Below are 24,836 nucleotides of genomic sequence, written 5' to 3' on the forward strand. Positions count from 1 at the left end.
GACAGACCCTGCTGACGGGAGTGTTCCATGCCACACATCGCCGCGAGCGACGGGGCGCAGATCTTCTACAAGGACTGGGGCACCGGCCGGCCGGTCGTGCTCAGTCACGGCTGGCCGCTGAACTCCGACAGCTGGGAGGCGCAGCAGCTGTTCCTCGCCTCGAACGGCTTCCGCGCCATCGCTCACGACCGCCGTGGGCACGGCCGTTCCTCCCAGACCTGGCACGGCAACGAGATGAACACCTACGCCGACGACCTCGCCACCCTGATCGACACGCTCGACCTGCGCGACGCGACGCTCGTCGGTTTCTCCACGGGAGGCGGCGAGGTCGCCCGCTATATCGGCCGGCACGGCACTGCCCGTATCGCGCAGCTCGTGCTGGTCTCCGCCGTACCGCCGTTCATGCTCAGGGCCGACGACAACCCCGGTGGCGTGCCGATCGAGGCGTTCGACGCGATCCGCGCCGGGTCGCTCGCCGACCGCTCCCAGCTGTACCGCGACTTGGCCGACGGTCCGTTCTTCGGGCACAACCGACCGGGAGCGGATGTCTCCCAGGGCCTCCGCGACGCGTTCTGGCTCCAGAGCCTGCAGGCCGGGCACCGGGCCGCCTACGAATGCATCGAGGCCTTCTCGGCCACCGACTTCCGTGCCGACCTGGACGCCTTCGACGTGCCCACCCTTGTCATCCACGGCGACGACGACCAGGTCGTCCCCTTCGAGGTGGGCGGAAAGGCGTCGGCGGCCCGGATCAAGAACGCGACGCTGAAGGTCTATCCGGGCGCTCCGCACGGCATCACGGACACGCACAAGGAACAGCTCTGCGCCGACCTGCTGGACTTCCTCAACTCTTGACCAGGAAGGGCCCATCAGATGATTCCCGAAGGTCAGCCCCGCCGCCGCGTCGTCGGCGGCTTACTCGCCGCGGGAGCGGTCGCGCTCGCCGCCGCTCCCGCCTCGGCCGCCTCCTCCACTTCCTCCTCCTCCGACGGCGGCAAGAGACCGACCATCGTGCTCGTGCACGGCGTGTTCGCCGACGCCTCCGGCTGGAACGACGTCATCGCGCGGCTGCTCAAGGCCGGCTTCCCGGTCATCGCCCCCGCCAATCCGCTGCGCGACCTCACGGGCGACTCGGCCTACGTCTCCAGCGTCGTGGACACCCTCACCGGCCCCGTCATCCTGGTCGGCCACTCCTACGGAGGCGAGGTCATCACCAACGCCGGGAGCGGCCACCCCCACGTCAAGGCCCTGGTGTACGTCGGGGCCTTCGCGCCGGACAAGGGTGAGAACGCCCTGCAATTGGCAGGCATGTTCCCGGGCAGCAAACTGCAGGACGCGCTGGTGACCCGGCCGTTCCCGTTGCCCGACGGAGGCACGGGCACCGACGGCTACATCGACCAGGCGAAGTTCCACGACGTGTTCGCCGGTGATCTGCCTGCCTCCGTGACGCGGCTCATGGCGGCCACCCAGCGCCCGGGAAGCCTGGACGGACTGTCGACCGCCAGCGGTGCACCGGCCTGGAAGAGCCTGCCGTCCTGGTACGTGATCCCCACGGCGGACAACGTCATCCCGGCCGCGGCACAGCGCTTCATGGCCAAGCGTGCCGGGAGCACGACGGTCGAGGTCAAGGGCGCCTCCCACGTCGTGATGATGTCGCACCCCGACGTCGTCGTCCGCCAGATCCTGGCCGCCCACCGCGCCACCCGCTGACGCACGGGAAGGAACACCGATGACATCGATGAGCCCACCGGACACCATCGTCCTGATCCACGGCTTCTGGGTCACACCCCGCAGCTGGGAACACTGGATCGACCGGTACGAGAAGCAGGGCTACCGGGTGCTGGCGCCCGCCTACCCCGGTTTCGAGGCGGAGGTCGAGTCCCTGAACGCCGACTCGGCACCGATCGAGGAGGTCACCGCCCCGCAGATCGTCGAGAGCCTGGCGAACGTGGTCCGCGGCCTCGACAAGCCGCCCGTCCTGATCGGTCACTCAGCAGGCGGGGCGTTCACCCAGGTTCTGCTCGACCACGGCCTCGGCGCGGCCGGAGTGGCCATCAACTCCGCACCCACCGAAGGCGTGCGGGTGGCTCCGCTCAGCCAGCTGAAGTCCACCTTCCCCGTCCTCAAGAACCCCGCCAACCACCACAAGGCCGTCGGCCTCACCCATGAGCAGTGGCACTACGCGTTCACCAACACCTTCTCCGAAGACGAGTCCAGGGCGCTCTACAAGCGTTACGCGGTCCCCGCGTCGGGCCGCATCCTGTGGAACAGCGTGCTGGCCAACTTCCAGCCCGGCCACCAGGACATCGGGGTGGACTACCACAACGACGACCGCGCGGCGCTGCTCTTCCTCTCGGGCGAGCTGGACCACCTCATGCCGCCCAAGATCCAGCAGTCCAATGCCAAGCACTACAAGTCGAACACCGTCACCGAGGTCGAGGTGTATCCGGGACAGCCGCACCTGATGACGGCCTCGCCGGGCTGGGAGGAGGTCGCGGACCACGCGCTGTCGTGGGCCCTGGCGCACGCCCGCCCCGTGGAGTGAGCCGATGGCTCGGTAGTGGCTGGCCGACCGACGCTTCTGGTGGGCCGATGGATCAGTGATTTCGACCTCTCTTGAACCATCGGCCCCTCAGGTGCTGAGATGAGCACGTCGATGGCGCTGCGGATCCCGAGGGATCTCCGCGGCGCCTTTCTCATGTGTGCGCAGGTCGACCGATCGAAGGGGCGGGGCACTTTGCTGAAGAGGGCGTTCGTGGCGGCGGATCCGGGGCGGATACGGCTGCGGTTCGCGGCGCGGGCCGTGCTGGGGATCGGGCTCGCCGTCGCCCTGTGCGGCGCGGTCGGCCAGTCGCTGACGGGCGCGATCACGGGCGGCCTCGCCGCGCTGCTCGCGCTGTTCACGGTGACCGACGCGACGGTGCGCGGCCAGGCCGTCACGACGGCGCTGCTGCCGGCCGTCGGACTGCCGGTCCTCGCGCTCGCCGCCGCCCTGCACGACATCCCCCTCGCCCGCGACCTCGCCTTCCTCGCCATGGTCGGCGGGGGCGTGTACGCGCGGCGGTGGGGGCCGCGCGGGCACTCGCTGGGCGTCTTCGCGTTCATGACCTTCTTCGCCGCCCAGTTCCTGCACACCGTGCCGCGGCAACTGCCCGAGCTGTACGTCGCGGTGCTGCTGTCGCTCGGTGCGGCGGCGGTCGTCCGGTTCGGGGTGTGGTGCTACGAGCGGCGGCTCCCGGCGCCCGTCGGCGTGCCCGCGCCGACCGGGGGCACGGGGCTCGCGCGGATCACGACGAGGCAGGCCGTGCAGGCGACCGTGGGGGCGGGATTCGCGCTCGGCATCGGGCAGTTGCTCTCCGACCAGCGGTGGTACTGGGCCGTGGGCGCCACGTGGTGGGTGTTCGTGGCGACGACGTCGCGCGGGGAGACGGTGGTGCGGGGCTTCCGTCGGTTCCTGGGGACGGTGCTCGGCATCGTCCTCGGCTTCCTGGTCGCCGTCCCGCTGCACGACCACGCGGTGGCCGCCGCCGTGATCGTCGCGGTCAGCGTCTTCGGGATCTTCTACACCGCGCACGTCTCGTACACGTGGATGATGCTGGCGGTCACGGTGATGGCCAGCATGCTGTACGGGCTCCTCGGCGTGCTCGACCCCGCGCTGCTGGCCCTCCGGGTGGGGGAGACGGCGGTCGGTTCGCTCGGCGCGGTGCTCGCGGTGCTGCTCCTGCTGCCCGTGACCACGCACTCCGTCACCGAGTCGTGGGTCGAGCGGGCGCTGCGGTGCGTGCACGCGTGCACCGCCGAGGCGGCGGCGCGGCTGGGTGGCGACGCGAACGCCGATCCGGCGCCGCGGGTCGCGGAGCTGGAGCACATCCTCGGGCGGGTACGTCTCTCGCTGTCGCCGCTCGTGCATCCGCTGAGTCCCGTGAAGGGGCGTAAGGGGCGGGCCCGGCAGATACTCGCGCTGCTCGACGACTGTGCGCGTGAGGTGCGCGGGCTCGCGTCCGTCGCCGCGGATCCGGAGGCGTCGCACGATGTGCGGCTCGCTGCCGCGTGTCAGCGGGTGGAGGGGGCGGTGGAGGCGCTTACGGCGGGGGCGCCGGGGGAGCGGGTTGTCGTGGTGGCGCCGCAGGTGGCTGACGCCGGGTATCCGGTCCTGTCCCACCTGCACGCGATCGAGCGCGCGTTGGTGGAATTGGCGGTGCCCCTCCGCGGAGCCCGGGGCGCGTAGCCCACGCCACGGGGCTCCGCCCCGGACCCCGCGCCTCAATCGCCGGCGGGGCTTGATTTTGCCGCCCGGGCTTGATGGTGCCGCCCCGCCTTGGGCGGCAGGGTGGGCAAGGCGGCACCCCGGTGCGGCGCGCACGCGGCATCGCGCGCCCCCGGTGCGGTTCCTTGCGCTCCCCGGGGGTGCGTAACCGGTCTCCCAGCGGCGCGTAGGTGTGGTTGTCTCGCAGCGGCGTGGACACCGCCCCACCGTTTGAGGCACGTGTCCGGGGCACATACAGGGTGGATCAGTTCACCCGACGGGTAGACCCCGCGCCATCGAACGTCCATGGCGCACGCCCGTGCGGGAGCGGGCCGCGCGCCGACGACCAGCCGCTGGGGGTGCACCATGCGTAGCAACCTGCGCCGGAACGGAACACGAGCCGCAGAGGACGCGACGAACGCGAGGGGCGCGACGAACGCGCCGGGCGCGGCGGACGCCGCCGGCTGGCTGGCCCTCGCCCCGAACCGGCACACCGCCCAACCGCCCCGCCACGACCGCTGCCCGGTCACCTCCGAAGGCGCCCGCCCCCGGCCCGTCACCGCACCCGGAACCGGCGAAGTCGCGTACGCCGCGGCCGCATTCGTCCGCCAGCACCACGCGGAGGAGGCCCTCGGCGACCCGGCCGCCCGCCTCGCCGAGGTCGACGCCGAGCTCGCGGTCACGGGCACGTACACGCACACCCCGCAGGAACTCGTCTTCGGCGCCCGCGTCGCCTGGCGCAACGCCAACCGCTGCATAGGACGCCTCTACTGGCAGTCCCTGCGCGTACGCGACCTGAGGCACCTCACCACCGCGGAGGAGATCGCCGCGGCCTGCGTCGACCACCTGCGCGAGGCGGCCCCCGGCGGCCGGATCCGCCCGCTCATCACGGTCTTCGCCCCCGACCGTCCTGACCACCCCGGCCCCCGCATCTGGAACGAACAACTCATCCGCTACGCCGGCTACATCCAGCGCGACGGCCACGTGGTCGGAGACCCGCGCGGCACCGGACTCACCGCGTACGCCCGCCGCCTGGGCTGGCGCGGCGGCGAGGGCAGCCCCTTCGACGTCCTGCCGCTGCTCGTCCAGGCCGACGCGCGCGAGCAGCCCCGCTGCTTCGACCTCCCCGCCGACGCGGTCCTCGAAGTCCCCTTGCGGCACCCGGAGTTCGACTGGTGGTCGGGCCTGGGGCTGCGCTGGCACGCGGTCCCCGCGCTCGCCAACATGTGCCTGGAGATCGGCGGCGTCTGCTACGGCGCCGCGCCCTTCAACGGCTGGTACATGGGCACGGAGATAGGCGCCCGCAACCTCGCCGACACCGACCGCTACAACCTGCTGCCCTATCTCGCCGACCGCCTCGGGCTCGACACCACCAGCGACCGCTCGCTCTGGAAGGACCGCGCACTCGTCGAGCTGAACCGCTCCGTCCTGCACTCCTTCGACAGCGCGGGCGTCACCATGGCCGACCACCACACCGAGTCCCGGCGCTTCCTCACCCACGTCGCCCGCGAGGAGTCCCGCGGGCGCGCCGTCGGCGCCGACTGGTCCTGGATCGTCCCGCCGCTCTCGGGCTCGACGACCCCGGTCTTCCACCGCACGTACGACGACGAACCGAGCACCCCCGCCTACGTCCACCACCCCGACGCCCACACCCGCGCCCGCGGCGAGGACCCCGGCGCACAACGACCCGCGAGGCCCTCGCGGGACCTGCTCTGACCTCCTGCGCTGCTACCGTCGGCGGCACGGGCGCCGGGCCCGTACGCCGAAAGGGGACGCAGTGACCGGGAGTCAGGCAGGGCGGGCGTACATCGGATCGTTCACGGCGGCCGGCGGGCGCGGCATCGTGACCGCGGCGCCCGACCCGAAGGACGGCTCGCTCACACTCCTCGACGCCACGGACGAGCTGCCCGACCCCTCGTATCTGACGGTCCGTGGCGGCCTGTTGTACGCGGTGAGCGAGACGGCCGACGGGGCGGTGGCCGTGTTCCGCACGGACTCGGAGCCGCTGACGCCCGCCGCGCCGCCGGTGGCGGTGGATGGCGAGGGTCCTACTCATCTGTCGGTGTGGGGCGGGCAGGTGCTGACGGCCAACTACGGTTCCGGCAGCGTCAGTTCGGTCCCGGTGCGCGGCGACGGCGTCCCGGTCGAGTCCGGGGTCGAGGTGCACCGGCACACGGGCTCGGGTCCGCACCCGCAGCGCCAGCAGGCCCCGCACGCCCACCAGATCCTGCCGGACCCCACCGGCGCCTTCGCCCTCGCGGTCGACCTGGGCACGGACTCCGTCCGCACGTACACGAAGAACCCCGGCGGCAGCGGCCTCCTGCCGCACGAGGAAACGGCCCTGCGTCCCGGCTCGGGCCCCCGCCACCTGGCCTTCCACCCGTCGGGCGACTACGTGTACGTCCTCAACGAACTCGCCCCCACGCTGACGGTCTGCGCCTGGAACGCCGCGGACGGCGCCCTCAAGCCGCTCACGGAGATCCCGGTCCTGACGGGCGCACCGGCCGACGACGCGTACCCCTCGGCGCTCGTCGTCGCCCCCGACGGCCGCTTCCTGTGGACGGCGACGCGCGGCGCCGACGTGATCTCCCTCTTCGCCCTCGACCCGAGCGGCGAGCGGCCGACCCTCCACGGCACCGTCCCCTGCGGCGGCAACTGGCCCCGTGACCTGGCCCTCGACCCGTCCGGCCGCTTCCTCTACGCCGCGAACGAGCGCTCGGGCGACGTCACGTGGTTCACGGTCGACCGGGAGTCCGGGGTACCGGTGCGGGGCGGCAGCGCGCCCGTCCCTGCACCGTCCTGCGTGGTGTTCGGCTGATCCGAACGACAGGCTCTAGACGGCCGGTTCGGCCACACCCACGAGGTAGTTGCGCGCCGCGGGCCGCACGTCCGCCGCCCACCCGAGGGCGGCCAGGTCGCCGGTGAGCGCCTCGGTCTCGTGGAAGATCTTCACGATGCGGTACCGGCTGCCGTCGTCGAGTTCGCGCACCGCCGCCGGGGATGCCTCGCCCGTCAGCAGCTCCTCGTTCGCGGCCATGGGCGGGCCGTCGTCGACGAAGACCACCTTGCCGCCCGGCGCGAGCGAGGCGGCGACGGTGTTCCAGAACCCCGGCATCCGGGCCGGCGGCACGTGCGACAGCCAGAAACCGAAGAAGACGGTGTCGTAGCGCCGCGAGGGTCGCCAGTCGAACAGATCGGCCTGCTCGAAGCGGACGTGGGGCGCGCGGACCCGGTCCCGTGCGATCGCGAGCACTTCCTCCGAGGCGTCGACGGCCGTCACGGACGTGGCGCGAGGCGCGAACAGCGCGGTCCACTGCCCGGTCCCACAGGCCAGCTCCAGCACGTCCCCGCCGACGGGCCACTCGGCGCTGACCCGCAACAACTCCTGCAAGTCCGCCCGTTCCGAATAGGGCCGGTCGTACTCGGGCGCCCGCGCCCGGTAGTAAGCCAGCTGTTCCGTCTCCAGGGCGTCGTCGAGGCTCATCCCCCGACCGTAACGGCCAAAGATCACCCTCGTCAGCCGTTCACCCACCAACCCCAGCCATCGACCCCGCCCGGGGAACAGCCATCAAGCCCGCCCGGGGAACAACTATCAAGCCCGTCCGGCGATTGAGGACGATCAACATCCGCCGCAACCAACAAAAAAACGGGGCCCGGGACACCGCCCCGGACCCCGACCCCCAACCGCTCAGCCGCCGGAGGCAACCGGCTGCGGCGTGATCCCCAGCGCCGTCGCGTACTTGGCGAGCGCGAGCTTCCCCATCGCCGGATACGCCCCCAGCGGCTCCGCGACGGCACACCCCGCATCCTTGGCGGCAGCCTCGAGCACGGTCGGGTCGAGCTCGGGACCGACGAGATACGGCGCGAGCGCCAGCTGCTGCGAACCGGAGCCGCGCAGCTGCTCGGCGGTGGCGGCGACCGCCCCCTCCTCGTCGAGCGCCGCGGCCATCACCGGCACGGCGAGCCGCGCGGCGAGCAGCATGCCGGTGATCCCGGCGGCCTGCACCGCCTCCTCGCCACCTATGGAGGCGAGGATGATCCCGTCCGCGGCCGTGGTCACGGCGAAGAGGCGGGCGCGGTCGGCACGGGCCAGGCCGGCCTCCGAGAGCCGCACGTGCAGCGCCTCCGCGAGCAGCGGGTGCGGGCCGAGCACATCGGTGAGCTCCGCGGCGACCCGGCTGTCGGCGATGGCCTGCCGGATCTGCCGCAGCTGGGCGTTGTCCGGGCCCGCGAGCAGCGGCACGACGACCCCGACGGGCCCGGCCGGCTCCTGCGCCTCGACACCGGCGGCGAGCGACTGCTCGTAGCGGGCGGTGCGCTCCTTCGCGGCGTGCGCGAGCACGGACGCAAGCGAGGGGAACTCCGCCGAGATCGGGAAGTCGGTGAGCTCACCCTCCACGAAGCCGACCCGCGCGTCCAGACCGGGCAGCTCGGAACGGGCGATGCTCACCACCTCGTCGGCGAGCATGCGCGTCGCGGCGCTGGGCGTGCCGGGCACCGCGAGCACAAGAGACGGCGCGCCCTCGGGGGCGGCCACGGGTTCCGGACGACGGTGGCGTCCGGGCTGTCGGGGTCGCGGCATTCGTACGGGCAGGCCGGATGCGGGCCCAGTGGGGGTGCTCATGGCGCCGCATGCTACTGGCTCGACCGGCCTTGTTGTTCGGTCAGGGTGCAGGTGAGCGGTTTCCGTCCGAGATTGTCCTTTCAGTTACGAATCCTGCAAGTGTCCTGGTCCGGAGGGGTGTGCGGGAGATTCGGCGGGGCATTCGAAGTGAATTACGGCACATTCAGCAGGCGTCGGTCGAGCGGCAGCCGGAGTCCGTCCGCGGCGAGGGCGGAGGCGAGCACGAGAGACCCGTGCAGCGGGTCGCCGGCGGCGGTCACGACCGTGGCCTGCGGAAGCTGCTCGGCCAGCTCTTCCCGGAGCGGGCCGAGCAGCGGCTCGCCCATCTTGAAAAGGCCGCCGGTGAGAGCGATGTCACCGCCGTCGACCGGGCAGACCGCCGCGGCGGCCTCGGCGATATGGGCGGCGGCCCGGCGCAGGACGCCGGCGGCGGCGGGGTCCTCGGCGGCGCAGTCGGCCACGTCCGGGGCGAACGCGGCGAGCGCCGCCGGGCGGTCGGCGCGCGGGTAGATCCGGCCCGGCAGTTCGACGGCGGGCCCGAAGCGTTCCTCGGCGAGCGCGAGCAGCGCCTTGCTCCCGCCGCGCCGCCCGTCGAAGGCCCGCATCGCGGCGTCGAGCCCGGCCTGTCCGATCCACGCGCCGCCGCCGCAGTCGCCGAGCAGGTGGCCCCACCCGTCGGCCCGCCGCCAGCTCGCGAGGTCGGTGCCGAGTGCGATCAGCCCGGTGCCCGCGGCGACGACCACGCCGCGCCGCTGCCCGAGCGCACCCGCGTACGCGGTGACACCGTCGGCGGCCAACGCGAGCCGCAGGACACCCAGTTCACGCGCGAGCGCTCCCGGAAGCTCGGCCCGCAGCCCGTCACCGAGCGTCGCCATCCCGGCGGCACCCAACGCGACGGCGGACACCGTGACATCCCCGGCCCGGCCCACCAACTCCCACGCCATCGGCACCAGTTGTTCCACCATGTGCCCGGGGTCGATGCCGGATCCCGACGTACGTACAGGTACGGACGAAGCGCTGGTCAGTGCGTGCCCGATGTCGTCGACGGGTGCGAGAGCGGCCCGGAGCCCCGAGCCGCCCGAGTCCACCCCGAGCACCCACTCGGCCGGCGTCCGGGTCACGGCAGCCGCCAGTCGACGGGCTGCGCGCCCTGGCGTTCGAGGAGGTCGTTGGCCCGGCTGAACGGGCGGGAGCCGAAGAAGCCGCGGTCCGCCGACATGGGGGAGGGGTGCGAGGACTCGACCGCCGGATAGTCGCTGAGCAGCGGCCGCAGATTGCGCGCGTCACGGCCCCACAGGATCGACACGAGCGGTGTCCCGCGCGCGGCGAGGGCGCGGATCGCCTGCTCGGTGACCTGCTCCCAGCCCTTGTCGCGGTGCGAGGCCGGGCGGCGGGGAGCCACCGTGAGCGACCGGTTGAGGAGCAGCACACCCTGCCGCGCCCACGGGGTCAGGTCCCCGTTCGAGGGCTGCGGCAGGCCCAGGTCCGCGTTCATCTCGCGGTAGATGTTGATGAGGCTGGGCGGCAGGGGGCGTACGTCCGGAGCCACGGAGAACGACAAGCCGACAGCGTGCCCCGGCGTCGGATAGGGATCCTGCCCGACGATCAGCACCCGCACGTCGTCGAACGGCTGCTGGAAGGCGCGCAGCACGTTGGCGCCCGCCGGGAGGTAGGTGCGCCCGGCGCCGATCTCCGCGCGGAGGAATTCCCCCATCGCGGAGATCTGCCCGGCCACGGGCTCGAGGGCCTTCGCCCAGCCCGCTTCGACGATTTCATGCAGAGGTCGTGGTGCCACGGGCGTCACCCTACTGCCGCCCCGGCACCTCACCTCAACCGGCCGCCGTCAACCACCCACCGTGGTAAGGGCGGTGCGCAACGCCCACGGTGTCGCGGCCGCCCACGCCTGCGGGGAGCAGGAGTGCGGGTAGGGGACCGGGCGGGCGGCGTCGGTGCGCGCGTAGCCGCCGAGCACCTCGGGGAGCCGGTGGCCGTGCCCGGCCGCCGCGTCGATCAGCCCGGACGCCATCCGGCGCAGCTCGTCGCCGAGCCCGTAGCGGGCGAGGCCGAGCGCGATGACGGCGTTGTCGTGCGGCCAGGCGCTGCCGCGGTGGTACGACAGCGGGTGGTAGGGGCGTTGGTCCGCGGCGAGCGTGCGGATCGCCCAGCCGGAGAAGAAGTCCGGCTCAAGGAGGCGCGTTCCCACGCGTCGCGCGCGGTCCTCGTCGAGGATGCCCGACCACAGCAGATGCCCGGCGTCCGAGGCGAGCGCGTCGACCTGGCGGCCCTCCCCGTCGAGGGCGAGCGCCGGGAAATCGTCCTCGGCCAGCCAGAAGTCACGTGCGAAGCGCGTCCGCAGCCCGTCGGCCAGCCGGTCCAACTCCCGTGCGTACGCGCCGTCCTGCCACACTTCCGCGGCGAGGCGGGCCGTGCGGCGCAGCGCGTCGTACGCGTAGCCCTGGGCCTCGGACACGGCGATGGGGCCCTCTGCCTGGGTGCCGTCCTTGAAGCAGATGGCGCCGGCGGAGTCCTTCCAGTTCTGGTTGACGAGACCGTTCGGGTCCGGCTCGTACACGAGATATCCGTGCTCGCGCAGGCCGCCGTCGCCGAGCATCCAGTCGACGGCGGAGCGGGCGTGCGCTTCCAGGCGAACGGCGAGCGCCGTGTCCTTCGTCGCCTCGTAGTGGGCGTGCAGCAGCACCAGAAACAGCGGCGTCGCGTCGATCGTCCCGTAGTAACGCCCGTACGGCACCTGCCCGAAGTGGGCGAGCTCGCCGCGCCGCGTCTCGTGCACGATGCGGCCGGGCTGCTCGCCGCGGAACCCGTCGTACTCCCGTCCCTGCGTGGCGGCGAGCGCGCTCAGCGTGCCGGCCGCGAGGGCGGGACGGTAGGGGAGCATGAAGTACGAGGTGAGCAGCGAGTCCCGGCCGAACAGGGTGAGGAACCACGGCACACCGGCCGCCGGAATGCTGACGGGTTCACCGTCCACGCCGGGAGCGGAGATCGTCAACAGGTCCAGATCCGCGAGCCCTTGCGCGCACGCCCTGTCCAAGTCATCTGCTACGTGGACGAGTTCGGCCTCGCCGCCATGGACACGGTAGGCCGCGAGCTGCGGCCCGCCGTGCGGCTGCGCCGCGACGTTCAGCCGCAGTTCGGCCCGGCCGTGCGGCGCCAGACTCAGCCGCCACATCAGCTCGTACGGCCCTTCGCCGCGCACGGAGTCGGGCGCGGGGGACGCGGAGACGGTGGTGCGGGAGTGCCAGTCGGCCCGGCGGTAGTCGAACTGCACGCCCGTGTCCGTGCGGTGAGCCGTGTGCTCCGCGCCGGGCTTGGGGTAGTCGCGCTCGTCCGCGCGCAGCTCGAAGGTGTCGGCGAAGTCGGCGTCCGCGGTGATGACGACCTCGGCGACGAGCGGATCCGGGCTGTTGCTGACCAGCGTCAGGGTGTCCGTGAACTCGCCTGCCGCGACGGCCTGTTGGCGGAACACGGTGTACGCGGGTGGCGCGTCGCGGGTCCCTTCCGGGGTGAGTACGCACTCCCCGGCCGACCCGACGGGGGAGAGCACGGCGGGCGTGGTGCCGTCGACGGCGAGCTGCCAGCCGCTCAGGTGTCGGGCGTCGCGCACGAACAACCCGTCCGGCGTGGCCCCGCGCGTACCAGTGACACCGCCGTCCGGATCGACGTGCGCGAACGTGGCGTCGCGCACGAGTTGCGTGCGTGGGACGGCGCCGCTCATCGGGCTGCCTCCTCGGAGTTCAGCAGGTCGAGGGCGAGCGCGGCCGTCCACGAGAACGAGCGGGCGCCGCGCGCCGCGCCCGTGGTCGGGTCGACGTACTCCGCGAAGTCGGAAGCGCCCGCCGTGTCGAGGAACGCGGCGCGGATCCGGTCGGCGTGGAGGTGCCGGCCCTGGGTGCGAAGCCCGCGCTCGATGAGCCACGCGGTGTTGAACCAGGCCGGGCCCCGCCAGTACCGGGTCGCGTCGAAGGCCGGGCCCGTCAGGTCGTAACTCGGCACGAGAGCCGTGGAGTCGGCGTGGAAGGCCGGGCCGTCCAGCGTCGACACCAGACGGTCCACGACCGCCTCGGGCAGACCGGGCGCGAGCAGCGGAACGAGGCCCGCCACACTGCGGGCCGGCACGAACGCGTCGTCGACCAGGTCGCGGGCCCGGAACAGGCCGGCCGACTCGTCCCACAGACGTGTCACGAGCGCGTCGGTGAGCTGCGCGGCCCGCGCCTCGTGGGCGGCGGCGTCGCCGCCCAGGCACCCCGCGATCTCGGCGAGCGCCAACTCACTCGCGATCAACAGGGCGTTCACGCACGGGTCTTCGAGGCGGAAGGGGTGTTCGGCCGCACGGTCGTCGTACCCCGCGTCGCGGTAGTCGACGGCGAGCCGCACATAGCGGCCGTAGTCGAGGTCGGTCGGGCGGTCCGCCGGGTGGCCGTGGTCGAGGTCGGCGCGCCGGTAGCTGCCGGGGTCCGCCGGGGTGACGCGGGCCAACGGGGCGTCCCAGCAAGGGCTGTTGTCCATGCCCGGCTCCCACGGGTGCACGATCGCCGCGAGGCCACCGCCGCCCAGATCGCGCCGGTCGATGAGGTAGCGGTGCCAGGCCACGAGGCGCGGATACACCCGGGCAAGGAAACCGCGGCGGCGCGACTCGGCCGGGTCGGCCCGGTGCACGAGCCAGGCGGCCAGCGCGTGCACGGGCGGCTGGACGATGCCCGACGTCTCGGGCGAGAGGGGCGCGCCCACCCCGGCGCCCACCCCGGCGCCCACCCCGGCGCCCGCCGTGGACGAGCGCCAGAAGTCGGGGCTCGGGAAGTACGCCCCGTTCGGCACCGCCGCGTTGAACACGATGTGCGGGACACGCCCGTCGCCCCACTGCGCCCCGAGCAGCGACTCCAGCTCGCGCTGCGCCCGGCGCGCGGACAGATGCCGCAGGCCGATCGCGATGAACGCGGAGTCCCAACTCCACTGGTGCGGATAGAGAGTTCGGGACGGCACCGTGCTGGTGCCCACCCAGTTGTCGAGGAGGACCCGGCCCGCACCGCGCCGCAGGGTCAGGTCCGCGGCGGCGGTGCGGGCGGGCCGGTCGAGGAGAGCGGTCACGCGCCGGACCCCTTGAGGAACGCGGGCACGGAACGGACCGCCTCGACCGGATCACCGGTCAGCCGGCACTCGGCCGCGAGGTACCCCTCGTACCCTGCGATGTGCAGGGCGCCCAGCCAGGCCTGCCAGTCGAGGTGCCCCGCGCCCGGCTGGAAGCGGTTGGAGTCCGAGACCTGGGCGTGCCCGATGTAAGGGGCGTGGGTGAGGATCGCCTGCGCGGGGTCGGACTCCTCGATGTTCATGTGGTAGCTGTCGATGCCGATCCGGACCGAATCGAGACCGACCTCCTTGATCAGCTCGGCGGCCTGCTCAAGGCGGTTGACCATGTGGTCCTCGTACCGGTTGAGGGGTTCGAGGTAGAGCGTGACGCCCTCGGCGGACGCGTGCTCGCCGAGCTCGGTGAGCCCTTCGAGCAGGATCTCGCGGTCCCGCTCCTCGGAGCGCGGCGGCTCGAACGGCGGGAGCCGGCGCGAGAACATCCCGTACGAGGCCGGTGTCTGCGCGCCGAGCCCGCCGATCTCGGCGATGACGGACAGCTGCGACTTCATCTGGACGATCGCGTCGCGGCGCAGCCCGTCGTCGAAGGCTCCGAAGAAGTGCAGCATGTCGACGCACACGGTCGGCATGACCACGCCGTCCTTGAGCGCCTGCTTCAACTCCGGGAGCCGGGAGGCGAAGTGCAGGTCGCCCTTGGCACGCAGCTCGATGGCGTCGTACCCGGCGCCCTGCGCGAATTCCCACTTGTGCTGGAGGCTCTCGCCGGGCAGCAGCTGTTCCTGGGCAGCGATCTTCAGCATGTTTCGAGGTACCTCTCAGAATTCCAGGACGACCTGGAGGGCGTCGGCGGGGCGTTCGTCGAGCAGCACGTAGGCCTCGGCCGCGTCCGCGACCGGGACGACATGGCTGACGAGGGACTCCACGTCCACCTGTCCCTCGGCGACGAGCCGCAGGAACGTCTGCTGGAGGCGCTCGACGGTCCAGCGACCGGACAGCGGTCCCGGCACGCCGCCGATCTGCGAGCAGACGATCTCCACCCGGTTGTGGTGGAACTCGTCGCCGAGCCGCAGGCCCATGCCGTCGCCCTGGTAGAACCCGGAGGCGACGACGCGGCCGCCGACGGTCACCGAGCGCACGGCCTGGTGCAGCGCCGGGTAGACGCCGCTGATCTCGATGGCGAGATCGGTGCCGCGGCCCCCGGTGGCCTCGCGGATGCGCTCGGCGACCGCGTCCGTGCGGGCGTTGAGCGTGGCGTGGGCGCCGTACTTCTTCGCCGACTCCAGGCGGGCGTCCATCGCGTCGACCGCGGTGACACGGGCGCCGCTGAGCTGGGCGAGGCGGGTGGCGATCAGGCCGATGACGCCCTGGCCGAACACGGCGACGTCCTCGCCGAGGTTGATCCCACCGGCCAGGATCGCGTTGTACGCGATGGCGCCGACCCGGGCGAAGGCTCCGGAGAGGGGTTCGAGGCCCGCCGGGAGGGTGTGGCCGATCATGCGCTCGGCCGGGACGATGCCCTCGCTGCGGTGGCCCCAGATGCCCCACACGAGGTCGCCGACCTCGGGCATGCCCGGCGTGCCGGCCAACTCGGGGGAGACCTCGGTGACTTCGCCGACCTCGGAGTAGCCCCAGCCGACGACCGGGTACGAGATGCCGGCCTCGTCGTCGCGGAAGAGCCGGGCCTCGGCGTCCCAGGTTCGGGTCAGATAGGGGTTCGTGCCGCGGTAGGCGGTCAGCTCCGTGCCGGCCGAAATGCCCGAGTAGCGGGTGTGGACGCGCAGGTGGCCCGGCGGCAGCTCCAGGCTCTCGTGCTCGGCCACCTCCACCTGGCGGGGACCTGTGAATTGAACGACGCGTTCCACGGACAGCTCCGAATAAGGGTGGTGTGCCTGTTGGTTGAGTCGACGATATCCGCAACTTATGTCTTGTCAACAGGCAAAAGTAGTGCTGAGATGCGTGCTTGATAGACGTAAGTCGGCGATGAGGACGGGCAATGCGCACCAGGACGCGGCGGTCGAGGGCGATCGCGGTCGGCGCCACGGCAGCCTTGGGCATAGGACTGCTCACCGGCTGCTCCAGCAGCACGGGGCCGGGCACACCGGACCGTGAGATCACCGTGTGGTCCCAGGAGAACCTCCCGGACCGCGTCGCGGCGACGCAGAAGATCATCGACGGCTTCGAGAAGAAGACCGGCGTCAAGGTGCATCTCGTCGGCGTCGACGAGGGGCAGATGCCCCAGCTCATCATGTCCGCGGCGGCGTCCGGCCGGCTGCCCGACGTGATCGGCGCCGCCCCCATGGGCCAGACCTGGCAGATGTACAGCAACGGCCTGCTCAACACGGACATACCCCGGCAGATCGTCGAGAAGCTGGGCCGGGGGACGTTCGACAAGAACGCGCTCAAGCTCACCAGCGACGGCAAGGTCAGCCTCGGCGTCCCCTCCGACGCCTGGCTGCAGCTCCTCGTCTACCGCAAGGACGACTTCGCCAAGGCGGGCCTCCAGAAGCCGGACACGTACAGCAAGCTCGTGAAGGCCGCCAAGAAGCTCACCACCAAGGGGCACGACGGCGTCTCCGCCGCCACCGACCCCTCGGACGTCTTCACCTCGCAGAGCTTCGAGAGCCTCGCGCTTGCCAACGACTGCCAGCTCGTCGACGGCCACGGCAAGGTCACCCTCGACTCCCCGCAGTGCGTCAAGGCGTTCCACACCTACGACCAGTTGGCGCGCGAGTACGGCGCCCCCGGCACGCAGACCGTCGACTCGACGCGCGCCACCTACTTCGCGGGCCGTTCGTCGATGATGATCTGGTCCTCGTTCCTCCTCGACGAGCTGGCGGGCCTGCGCAAGGACGCCCTGCCCAGCTGTCCCCAGTGCGGCGGCAAGGACAAGCAGTTCCTCGCCGACAACACCGGCATCGTCACCGCGCTCAAGGGCGCGAAGGCGAACAAGGCCGCGCAGTTCGGCGAGATCACGTCCTGGGTCACCACCAAGACCGCGGAGACCGACGCCTCCCGCGAGTTCATCGAGTACATGATGGGCAGCGGCTACGAGTCCTGGTTCGGACAGGCCCCCGAGGGCAAGATCCCGGTCCGCAGGGGCACCGCCGCCGAGCCCGAGAAGTACATGGCCGCCTGGCGGCACAGCAAGATCGGCGTCGGCGAGCGCAAGCCCCTCGACGAGGTCTACTCGCCTCAGCTCCTCGACCAACTGGCCGCCGGCATCGGCGATCTGCGCCGCTGGGGCATCGAGCAGGGCGAGGGCGCACTGGTCGGCGCCACCAACGGCGAACTGCCGGTCCCGAAGGCCATCGGCGCCATGACCGCGGGCCAGACCTCACCCCGCGAGGCCTCGCGCGAGGCCGAGGAAGAGGTCGCCGCCCTGAAGAAGTCCCTGCAGTAGCCCCTCCGCCGGACCCACGAAAGCCTCGCCATGACTACCGCCACCACCGGCGCGACGCAGCGCCACAACCCACCGGACGGATCACCGACCCCGCCCGGCCGCCGACCCCGCAGGCCCATGACCGCGAGCCGCCGCACCAACCGCGCGGGCCTCGCCTTCGTCAGCCCCACCTTCCTCGTCGTCCTCGTCGTCGTGGTGCTGCCGATCCTGTGGACGGTGCTGCTCGCCTTCCAGCGCGCCAAGCTCGTCGACATCCAAGGCATGGGCCTGTTCGGCAACTGGAGCCTGCGCAACTTCTCGCAGGTCTTCGACTCCGCCGGCTTCTGGTCCAGCCTCGGCACCACGCTCCTCTACACCGTCGGCGCCACCTTCGGCTCCGTCGCCCTCGGCCTGGTCGCCGCGCTCGCCCTGCGCAAGCCCTTCCGGGGGCGCGGCCTGCTGCGCGCCGCGATGCTGTTGCCGTACGTGGCGCCGGTCGTGGCCGTCGCGTTCGTGTGGGAGGTCGCGCTCAGCCCGCAGTACGGCATCGTCAACGAGTGGGGGCAGAAGCTCTTCGGCTGGGACGACCCGATCGCGTTCCTGTCCACGCGCGCGTACGAAGTCCATGTCCTGGGCCTGCACTTCGACATCCCGCTCGCGCTGCTCACCGTGATCGCCTTCGAGTGCTGGCGCTACTTCCCCTTCGCCTTCCTCTTCATCCTCGCCCGCCTCCAGGCGGTCCCGGACGGCCTGGAGGAAGCCGCGATGGTCGACGGAGCCACGCCCACGCAGCGTTTCCGGCACGTCATGCTGCCGCAGCTCATGCCCGTGATCGCGCTGCTGTGCGTGCTGCGCTTCATCATGACGTTCAACAAGTTCGACGACGTCTACCTGCTGACCGGCGGCGGCGCGGGCACCGATGTCGCGGCCGTGCGCGTCTACGACTTCCTGACCTCGCGCTACGACGTCGGCGCCGCGGCCGCCCAGGCCCTCGTCCTGGCCGTCGTCCTCATGGTCCTGCTGGGCCTGTACTTCAAGTTCTTCGGCAACAAGGTCCAGGAGGAGTCGTGACCAGCACGCATACGGGTCCCGGCAAGCGGGCCATGACGCGCGCGCAGTTCGAGGAGCGGTTCTTCGGCGTCGCACGGTGGGTGGTCATCGCGTTCCTCGCGCTGATCACGATCGTGCCCTTCTACTACATGCTGCTGTTGTCGGTGAAGCCGATCGACGCGCTGCTGCTCGACCCCGGATCGCTGTGGGTGTCGGCCAAGCAGTTCACCCTCGACACGTACACCGAGGTGCTGCGCTCCACCGACGACGGCGGGCAGGGCTTCCTCCAGCTTCTGCGTAATTCGGCTCTGGTGTCGCTCGGCACGGTCGCTCTGACGCTGCTCGCGGCGGTCCCCGGCGCGTACGCGATCAGCCGCCTCAAGTTCTTCGGCAACCGCCAGGTCAGCGCCCTGTTCCTCGCGGTCTACATGTTTCCGTCGACGCTGCTCGCGGTCCCGCTGTTCGTGATGTTCGCGAAGATCGGCCTGTCGTCGAGCCTGGTCGGTCTGGCGATCGTCTACGTGGCGCAGACCGTGCCCGTCGCGATCTACATGCTCAAGAACTACCTGGTCACCATCCCGTACTCGATCGAGGAGGCGGCGGCGCTCGACGGCTGCAGCCGACTGCAGACGGTCCGGAAGATCATCCTCCCGCTCGCTCTGCCGTCCCTCATGGCGACGGGCCTCTACGTGCTGATGATCGCGTGGAACGAATTCCTCTTCGCGCTCCTCTTCCTGGCCGCCGACCCCGACAAGTGGACGGTGTCGCTCGGCCTCGCCCAGCTGTCCAACGGCATCGAGGTCTCGAAGACGGTGCTGATGGCCGGGTCCGTGGTGCTGACCATCCCCGTGGTAATCCTGTTCTTCGCCGCGGAACGCCTGCTGACCGAGGGTCTCACCGCCGGCGCGGACAAGAGCTGACCGGGGAGAAACGACTCCATTGACCAGGGGGAAGAAGACAATGAGCACGCCGAGCCCGGCGAGCGCGGGCCGACTGCTGCAACTGATCCGCGGCGGCCGGGCCAACACCCGCGCCGAGCTGCAACGCGCGACCGGCCTGTCCCGCTCCACGGTCGGGTTCCGCCTCGACGAACTCGACCGGGCGGGCTGGCTGCGCCAGGACACCGGCACATCCACCGGCGGGCGACCCTCGCACCGCATCGCCTTCGACCCCGCTCACGCGGCCGTCCTCGCGGTGGACCTGGAGACCCGGTCCGCGCGCGTGGCTGTGCTCGACCTCGGGGGCACGCTCCTCGCGGAGCGGACCGTCGACCTCGACATCGGCGACGGCCCGGACCGGGTGCTCGACCGACTGGCGGGCTGCTTCCCGGAGTTGCTCGCCGCCTCCGCCACCCCGGCCGAGCGGGTCTGCGGCATCGGCCTGTCGGTGCCGGGCCCGGTGGACTGGGAGACGGGACAGGTCGTCCAGCCGCCGATCATGCCGGGCTGGGACCGCTTCCCGATCAGGGAGCGGATGCGGGAGGCGTACGCCGAACATGTCGGCGCCTCGATGGAAGACACGAGGAGCGGCCGGACGATCCCCGTCTTCGTCGACAACGACGCCAACCTGATGGCCCTGGCCGAACACCAGGCGGGCCACCCCGACTGCGCCGCCTTCGTCCTCATCAAGGTGTCCACGGGCATCGGCGCGGGCGTCGTCGTCAACAACGAGATCTTCCGCGGCATCGACGGCGGGGCCGGCGACATCGGCCACATCCGTCTCCACGACAAGCCCGATGCCTTGTGCATGTGCGGGTCCTACGGCTGCCTGGCGGCGGTGGCCAGCGGCCGCGCGCTCGCCAGGGACCTCTCCCACCAGGGTATGGCGGTCGCCACCGGTGCCGACGTCAAGGCCCTCCTGGAACAGGGGCACCCCGACGCGGTCCGCCTCGCCCGCGAAGCGGGCCAGCGCGCCGGCGAGGTCCTGGCCACGGTGGTGACCCTCCTCAACCCCGGCGTCCTGGTGCTCGCCGGCGACCTCGCGAGCATCCCCTTCCTCACCGGTGTCCGCGAACTCCTCTACCAGCGCGCGATGCCGCGCACCACCGCCCACCTCGACGTCGTCACCTCCCGGCTCGGCGACCACGCGGGCCTGATCGGCGCGGCGGCCATGGTTGTCGACGTCCTCTACGCCCCCGAACGCGCGGACGCCCGCCTGCGCGCGCTCGCCGCGTCCGAGGACGCGCATTCCGACAACGCACGAGAAGAACCGCAAGGAACCCCGTGACAGACACCGCCGCATGGCCCCACGACCCCGTCCGGGTCGCACTCGTCGGCGCCGGGCCCTGGGCCCGCACCATGCACGCCCGCATGCTCGCCGCGGGCCCCGAGACGCGCCTGACCGCGGTCTGGGCCCGCCGGACGGACGCGGCCCGCGCGACGGCCGAACCCTATGGCGCGGTCGTCGCGGCGAGCTTCGACGAACTCCTCGACCACTGCGAGGCGGTCGCCTTCGCCGTACCGCCGTCCGTGCAGGCGGAGTTGGCGCCGAGAGCGGCGAAGGCCGGCAAGGCCTTGCTCCTGGAGAAGCCCTTGGCTTTGGACCTGTCCTCGGCCGAACGCCTGGTGGACGCGATCGACGAGGCGGGCGTCGTCTCCCAACTCGTCCTGACGAAGCGCTACCACCCCACGACGCGCCACTTCATCGAGCAGGCGCGCCGCACCGAGGTGACAGGCGCCCGCTCCTGCTACCTCCACGGCGCCTTCCTGGGCGGCGACTTCGCCACGTCCTGGCGCCTGGAACACGGCGCGCTCTACGACCTGGGCCCCCACCTCCTCGACCTCCTCGACGCGGCGGTCGGCCCGATCGCGTCGATCCGCGCCACAGGCGACTCCCGCCGCTGGCTGGAACTGACCTGCGAACACGAGAACGGCGCGGTGAGCCAGGCGTCCCTGTCGGGCCGCGTCTCCCGCCCCCGCGCCCTCACCCGAGTCGAACTCTTCGGCCCGGGCCCGGAGCTCATCTACGACACGTCCGAGATCGACCACGAGGAATGCTGGCCGATCCTGCGCCACGAGTTCGCGCAGGCGGTACGGAGGGGACGGTCCGGCGAACTGGACGCACATAGGGGCCTGAGGCTTCAGCGACTGCTGCACATCTCAAGCCCCTGCGGCGATTGAGCAACGAGGTGCGGGCCATTCAAGCCCCTGCGGCGCTTGAGCAGCGGGGCCCGGGGCAGAGCCCCGCAACCGCAACCCCAGGTCACCCTCACCCCACCACAGCCGCCCGCACACACAGCACATCCGGCAGATGCGACGCCACCTGCTTCCAGGTGTCGCCGTCGTCGGGGGACGCGAACACCTCGCCGTTGCGGTTGCCGAAGTAGACGCCCGCCGGGTCGTTGTCGTCCGTGCACAGGGCGTCGCGCAGCACCGTGCCGTAGTGGTCGTCCGCCGGGAGGCCGTGGGTGAGGGGTTCCCAGGTCGTGCCGGCGTCCTGCGTGCGGTAGACGCGACATCGGTGGTCGGCCGGGACGCGGTCGATGTCCGCGGTGATGGGGAAGATGTACGCCGTGTCGCCGCGGTGCGGGTGCGCGGCAGCGGCGAAGCCGAAGGTCGAGGGGAGGCCCTCGCCGATGTCGAGCCACTTTCCGCCGCCGTCGTCGCTGCGGTACACGCCCCAGTGGTTCTGGAGGTAGAGGCGGTCGGGGTCGGCGGCGTCCCGCGTCACCTTGTGGACGCACTGGCCGAACTCGGGGTTCGGGTCGGGCAGGAAGACCGCGGCCACCCCGGAGTTCGCCGGGTCCCAGCTCTCCCCGCCGTCCGCCGTGCGGAAGACCCCCGCCGTGGAGACGGCCACCGTCACCGCGCCGGGGTCCCGCTCGTCCGTCAGGATGGTGTGCAGGCCCTCTCCGCCGCCGCCCGGTACCCACTGCGAACGCGTGGGGTGCTCCCACAGCGGCCGGCACAGTTCGAACGTCTCGCCCCGGTCCTCCGAGCGGTACAGCGCCGCCGGTTCCGTGCCCGCGTACACCACGTCGGGTTCGGCGGCCGCGGGGTGCAGTTGCCACACCCGCTCCAGGGAAGTCCCCGTGAACTCCGGGAACTTGACGGCCGGCTTGGACGGCTCGGTCCACGTGCGGCCCAGGTCGTCCGAGTGGAAGACGGACGGGCCGTAGTGCGCGCTGTCGCCGCCCGCGAGGAGCCGCGGTCGCTCTCCGCGGGTATCGATGGCGACCGAGTACACCGCCTGCGCGTTGAAGTACGGGCTCTCGTCGAACTCGAACGGGCCGCCGTCGCGCTTGCGGCCCAGGAAGAGGCCCTTACGGGTGCCTACCGCCAGGAGTACGTCAGTCATGCCGAACCTTTCGAAACGTCGTTGTTTCCAGGTATCGGTCAGTCTGCACCCCACCACTGACAACGGCCCCCGCATAGGTCATCGCCGCAGGTCAGGCCGGTGTCGGCACCGCCAGCGGGAAGTGGCACGCCACCCGGTGACCCGCCGAGTCCGGCGTCGAGACCGGCGGCTCCGTCGTCGCGCAGACGTCCTGCGCGACGGGGCACCGCGTGCGGAACCGGCAGCCCGACGGGGGCTTCGCCGCCGACGGGGTCTCGCCCGTCAGCGGGGTGCCCACGGCGGCCGCGTCCGGATCGGGCACGTTCACCGTGTCCAGCAGGCCCCGCGTGTACGGGTGCAGCGGATGGTTGTAGACCTGCTCGGCAGGGCCCACCTCCACCAGCTTGCCCAGGTACATCACCCCGACCGTGTCCGCGAGGTAGCGGATCACCGCCAGGTCGTGCGAGATGAACAGGTAGGTGAGGCCGCGTTCGCGCTGCAGCTCCCGCATCAGGTTCAGGATCTGCGCCTGGACCGACACGTCGAGCGCCGACACCGGTTCGTCCGCCACCACCAGGTCGGGGGAGAGCGTCAACGCCCGTGCGAGGCCCAGGCGTTGGCGCTGGCCGCCGGAGAACTCGTGCGGGTAGCGGTGCACCGCGCCGCGCGGAAGACCCACCGCGTCGAGGAGTTCGCCGATCAGCTTCTCCTGCTCGGCCTTGTCGCCGACGCCCTGGATGACGAGCGGCTCGCGCAGGATCTCGCCGACCCGCATCCGCGGGTCCATCGCCGCCGTCGAGTCCTGGAACATCAGCTGCACGTCGCGGCGGTGCGCCCGGCGTTCCGCGCGGGACAACGAAGCACGGTCCCTGCCCCCGAAACGTACGGATCCCGCCGTCGGCTCCTCCAGGCCCGCCACGATCCGGCCGAGCGTCGTCTTGCCGCAGCCCGACTCGCCGACCATGCCGAACGTCTCGCCCTTGCGGATGCTCAGCGATACGCCGCCGACCGCGCTGACCGTGCCCTTGCTGCGCGAGAACGGGCCGCCCTTGAGCGGGAACTCCTTGACCAGCGCGTCGAGTTCGACGAGTACGTCGGAGGCCGGTGCGTCCTGCGGAGGGATCGGCGCGGGCGCCACCACCTCACCCGAATCGGCGGCGTCCACCGCCGTCGGCACCGGGTGGAAGCACGCGAACCGGTGGTCCGCGCCCTGCACCTCGTCCTCCTCGAGGAACGGCTCAAGCGTCCGGCAGTCGTCCGTCGCGAACAGGCAGCGCGGCGCGAACCGGCACCCCGTGGGCCGCACCGTCAGGCTCGGCGGCAGGCCGGGGATGGTGTGCAACTCCGTCTCGTTGTCCGCCGCGCGCTCGGGCAGCGCCGCGAACAGCGCCTCCGTGTAGCGGTGCCGCGGGCGGCCGAACAGGCCCCGTACATCGGACTGCTCCGCCACCTGGCCCGCGTACATCACGGCCACCTTGTCGACCCGGTTCGCGATGACGCCGAGGTCGTGCGTGACCAGGATCATCGCCATGCCGAGCCGCTCGCGCAGACCGTCGATGAGTTCGAGGATCTGGTGCTGCGTCGTCACGTCGAGCGCGGTCGTCGGCTCGTCAGCGATGAGCAGCTTCGGCTCGCAGACCAGCGCCATGGCGATGGCCACGCGCTGGCGCATGCCGCCGGACAGCTGGTGCGGATACGCCTTCATCCGCTCGGCGGGCTGCGGCATGCCGACCAGGCGCAGCGTCTCCTCGGCGCGCGCCCACGCCTCCCTCTTGGACACGTCACGGTGCAGCAGCAGCGGTTCCGCGACCTGCGCGCCGATCGTCATCGTCGGGTTCAGGGAGGTCAGCGGGTCCTGGAACACCATGCCGATGGTGTTGCCGCGTACGTCCTGGAGGACCGGCGCGGGCGCCGCCGCCAGGTCCTTTCCCTCGAACATGATGCGTCCGCCGGTCACCTCGCCGCCGGACGGCAGCAGACCGAGGACGCTGAGCGCCGTCATGGTCTTTCCGCAGCCGGACTCGCCGACGATGCCGAGTGCTTCCCCCGGCGCCAGTTCGAGGGAGACCCCGTCGAGGGCGTGGACGGTGCGGTCGCGCGTGGAGATGTCGACGCGCAGGTCTTCGATCCTGAGCAGAGGCTCGGTCATGTCAGCTTTCCTAGGT

21 protein-coding genes are annotated in these 24,836 nt (G+C 71.8%); 11 read left to right on the top strand and 10 right to left on the bottom strand.

Annotation, left to right across the window (positions count from 1 at the left end; genetic code table 11):
* Positions 1-27 precede the first annotated feature (27 nt).
* The 6 genes from ACIRHA_RS01530 (at position 28) to ACIRHA_RS01555 (ending at position 7,061) form a co-directional block, all read left to right on the top strand.
* Positions 28-852: an alpha/beta fold hydrolase gene (locus tag ACIRHA_RS01530; protein ID WP_403838642.1), complete on the top strand. Its 825-nt coding sequence runs from the start codon at positions 28-30 to the stop codon at positions 850-852.
* A gap of 18 nt (positions 853-870) precedes the next feature.
* Positions 871-1,707, top strand: coding sequence for an alpha/beta fold hydrolase (locus ACIRHA_RS01535; RefSeq protein ID WP_403838644.1), 837 nt, complete (start codon positions 871-873; stop codon positions 1,705-1,707).
* A 19-nt stretch (positions 1,708-1,726) separates the two neighbouring features.
* Positions 1,727-2,542: an alpha/beta hydrolase gene (locus tag ACIRHA_RS01540; RefSeq protein ID WP_403838645.1), complete on the top strand. Its 816-nt coding sequence runs from the start codon at positions 1,727-1,729 to the stop codon at positions 2,540-2,542.
* Between the two features lie 192 nt (positions 2,543-2,734).
* Complete coding sequence (locus ACIRHA_RS01545; protein ID WP_403842046.1) at positions 2,735-4,225, top strand: FUSC family protein; 1,491 nt, start codon at positions 2,735-2,737, stop codon at positions 4,223-4,225.
* Positions 4,226-4,609: 384 nt separating this feature from the next.
* On the top strand, positions 4,610-5,959 hold the full coding sequence (locus ACIRHA_RS01550; RefSeq protein ID WP_403838647.1) for a nitric oxide synthase oxygenase: 1,350 nt from the start codon (positions 4,610-4,612) through the stop codon (positions 5,957-5,959).
* Positions 5,960-6,020: 61 nt separating this feature from the next.
* Positions 6,021-7,061, top strand: coding sequence for a lactonase family protein (locus ACIRHA_RS01555; RefSeq protein WP_403838649.1), 1,041 nt, complete (start codon positions 6,021-6,023; stop codon positions 7,059-7,061).
* A 15-nt stretch (positions 7,062-7,076) separates the two neighbouring features.
* On the opposite strand, the gene ACIRHA_RS01560 is transcribed toward ACIRHA_RS01555, so the two are convergent.
* From ACIRHA_RS01560 to ACIRHA_RS01595, 8 genes are all read right to left on the bottom strand, one after another.
* Positions 7,077-7,727, bottom strand: coding sequence for a class I SAM-dependent methyltransferase (locus ACIRHA_RS01560; RefSeq protein ID WP_403838651.1), 651 nt, complete (start codon positions 7,725-7,727; stop codon positions 7,077-7,079).
* 204 nt (positions 7,728-7,931) lie between these two features.
* Positions 7,932-8,867, bottom strand: a complete 936-nt coding sequence (locus ACIRHA_RS01565) for a sirohydrochlorin chelatase (protein WP_403838653.1) — start codon at positions 8,865-8,867, stop codon at positions 7,932-7,934.
* 152 nt (positions 8,868-9,019) lie between these two features.
* Entirely contained in the window at positions 9,020-9,988 is a 969-nt protein-coding gene (locus tag ACIRHA_RS01570) for an N-acetylglucosamine kinase (protein ID WP_403838655.1), read from the bottom strand.
* Positions 9,985-10,662, bottom strand: a complete 678-nt coding sequence (locus ACIRHA_RS01575) for a uracil-DNA glycosylase (RefSeq protein ID WP_403838657.1) — start codon at positions 10,660-10,662, stop codon at positions 9,985-9,987. Before ACIRHA_RS01575 ends, ACIRHA_RS01570 begins: the two co-directional genes overlap by 4 nt.
* A gap of 48 nt (positions 10,663-10,710) precedes the next feature.
* Positions 10,711-12,600, bottom strand: a complete 1,890-nt coding sequence (locus tag ACIRHA_RS01580) for a glycogen debranching N-terminal domain-containing protein (protein ID WP_403838659.1) — start codon at positions 12,598-12,600, stop codon at positions 10,711-10,713.
* Positions 12,597-13,970, bottom strand: a complete 1,374-nt coding sequence (locus tag ACIRHA_RS01585) for an MGH1-like glycoside hydrolase domain-containing protein (RefSeq protein ID WP_403838661.1) — start codon at positions 13,968-13,970, stop codon at positions 12,597-12,599. Before ACIRHA_RS01585 ends, ACIRHA_RS01580 begins: the two co-directional genes overlap by 4 nt.
* Positions 13,967-14,767: a TIM barrel protein gene (locus tag ACIRHA_RS01590; protein WP_403838663.1), complete on the bottom strand. Its 801-nt coding sequence runs from the start codon at positions 14,765-14,767 to the stop codon at positions 13,967-13,969. Before ACIRHA_RS01590 ends, ACIRHA_RS01585 begins: the two co-directional genes overlap by 4 nt.
* A gap of 15 nt (positions 14,768-14,782) precedes the next feature.
* Positions 14,783-15,829 (bottom strand): zinc-binding alcohol dehydrogenase, encoded by a 1,047-nt coding sequence (locus ACIRHA_RS01595; RefSeq protein ID WP_403838665.1) that lies wholly within the window; start codon positions 15,827-15,829, stop codon positions 14,783-14,785.
* A 131-nt stretch (positions 15,830-15,960) separates the two neighbouring features.
* Here ACIRHA_RS01595 and ACIRHA_RS01600 point away from each other — a divergent pair, with 131 nt between their 5' ends.
* The 5 genes from ACIRHA_RS01600 to ACIRHA_RS01620 are packed head-to-tail and all read left to right on the top strand — an operon-like array spanning position 15,961 to position 21,515.
* Complete coding sequence (locus tag ACIRHA_RS01600) at positions 15,961-17,367, top strand: ABC transporter substrate-binding protein (RefSeq protein WP_403838667.1); 1,407 nt, start codon at positions 15,961-15,963, stop codon at positions 17,365-17,367.
* Positions 17,368-17,397: 30 nt separating this feature from the next.
* Complete coding sequence (locus ACIRHA_RS01605; RefSeq protein WP_403838669.1) at positions 17,398-18,417, top strand: carbohydrate ABC transporter permease; 1,020 nt, start codon at positions 17,398-17,400, stop codon at positions 18,415-18,417.
* A 32-nt stretch (positions 18,418-18,449) separates the two neighbouring features.
* Positions 18,450-19,316, top strand: a complete 867-nt coding sequence (locus ACIRHA_RS01610) for a carbohydrate ABC transporter permease (protein ID WP_403842049.1) — start codon at positions 18,450-18,452, stop codon at positions 19,314-19,316.
* A gap of 40 nt (positions 19,317-19,356) precedes the next feature.
* On the top strand, positions 19,357-20,622 hold the full coding sequence (locus ACIRHA_RS01615) for an ROK family protein (RefSeq protein WP_403838671.1): 1,266 nt from the start codon (positions 19,357-19,359) through the stop codon (positions 20,620-20,622).
* Positions 20,619-21,515 (top strand): Gfo/Idh/MocA family protein, encoded by an 897-nt coding sequence (locus tag ACIRHA_RS01620; protein ID WP_403838673.1) that lies wholly within the window; start codon positions 20,619-20,621, stop codon positions 21,513-21,515. The genes ACIRHA_RS01615 and ACIRHA_RS01620 overlap by 4 nt, the downstream gene beginning before the upstream one ends.
* 88 nt (positions 21,516-21,603) lie before the next feature.
* Here ACIRHA_RS01620 and ACIRHA_RS01625 read toward each other — a convergent pair whose 3' ends face one another.
* Both ACIRHA_RS01625 and ACIRHA_RS01630 read right to left on the bottom strand, forming a co-directional pair.
* Complete coding sequence (locus ACIRHA_RS01625; protein ID WP_403838675.1) at positions 21,604-22,692, bottom strand: WD40/YVTN/BNR-like repeat-containing protein; 1,089 nt, start codon at positions 22,690-22,692, stop codon at positions 21,604-21,606.
* Between the two features lie 91 nt (positions 22,693-22,783).
* A complete protein-coding gene (locus ACIRHA_RS01630; protein ID WP_403838677.1) occupies positions 22,784-24,820 on the bottom strand; it encodes a dipeptide ABC transporter ATP-binding protein in 2,037 nt (678 codons plus the stop codon).
* Positions 24,821-24,836: the final 16 nt, after the last annotated feature.

It is taken from the genome of Streptomyces sp. NPDC102360 (assembly GCF_044766085.1).
Classification (GTDB): domain Bacteria; phylum Actinomycetota; class Actinomycetes; order Streptomycetales; family Streptomycetaceae; genus Streptomyces.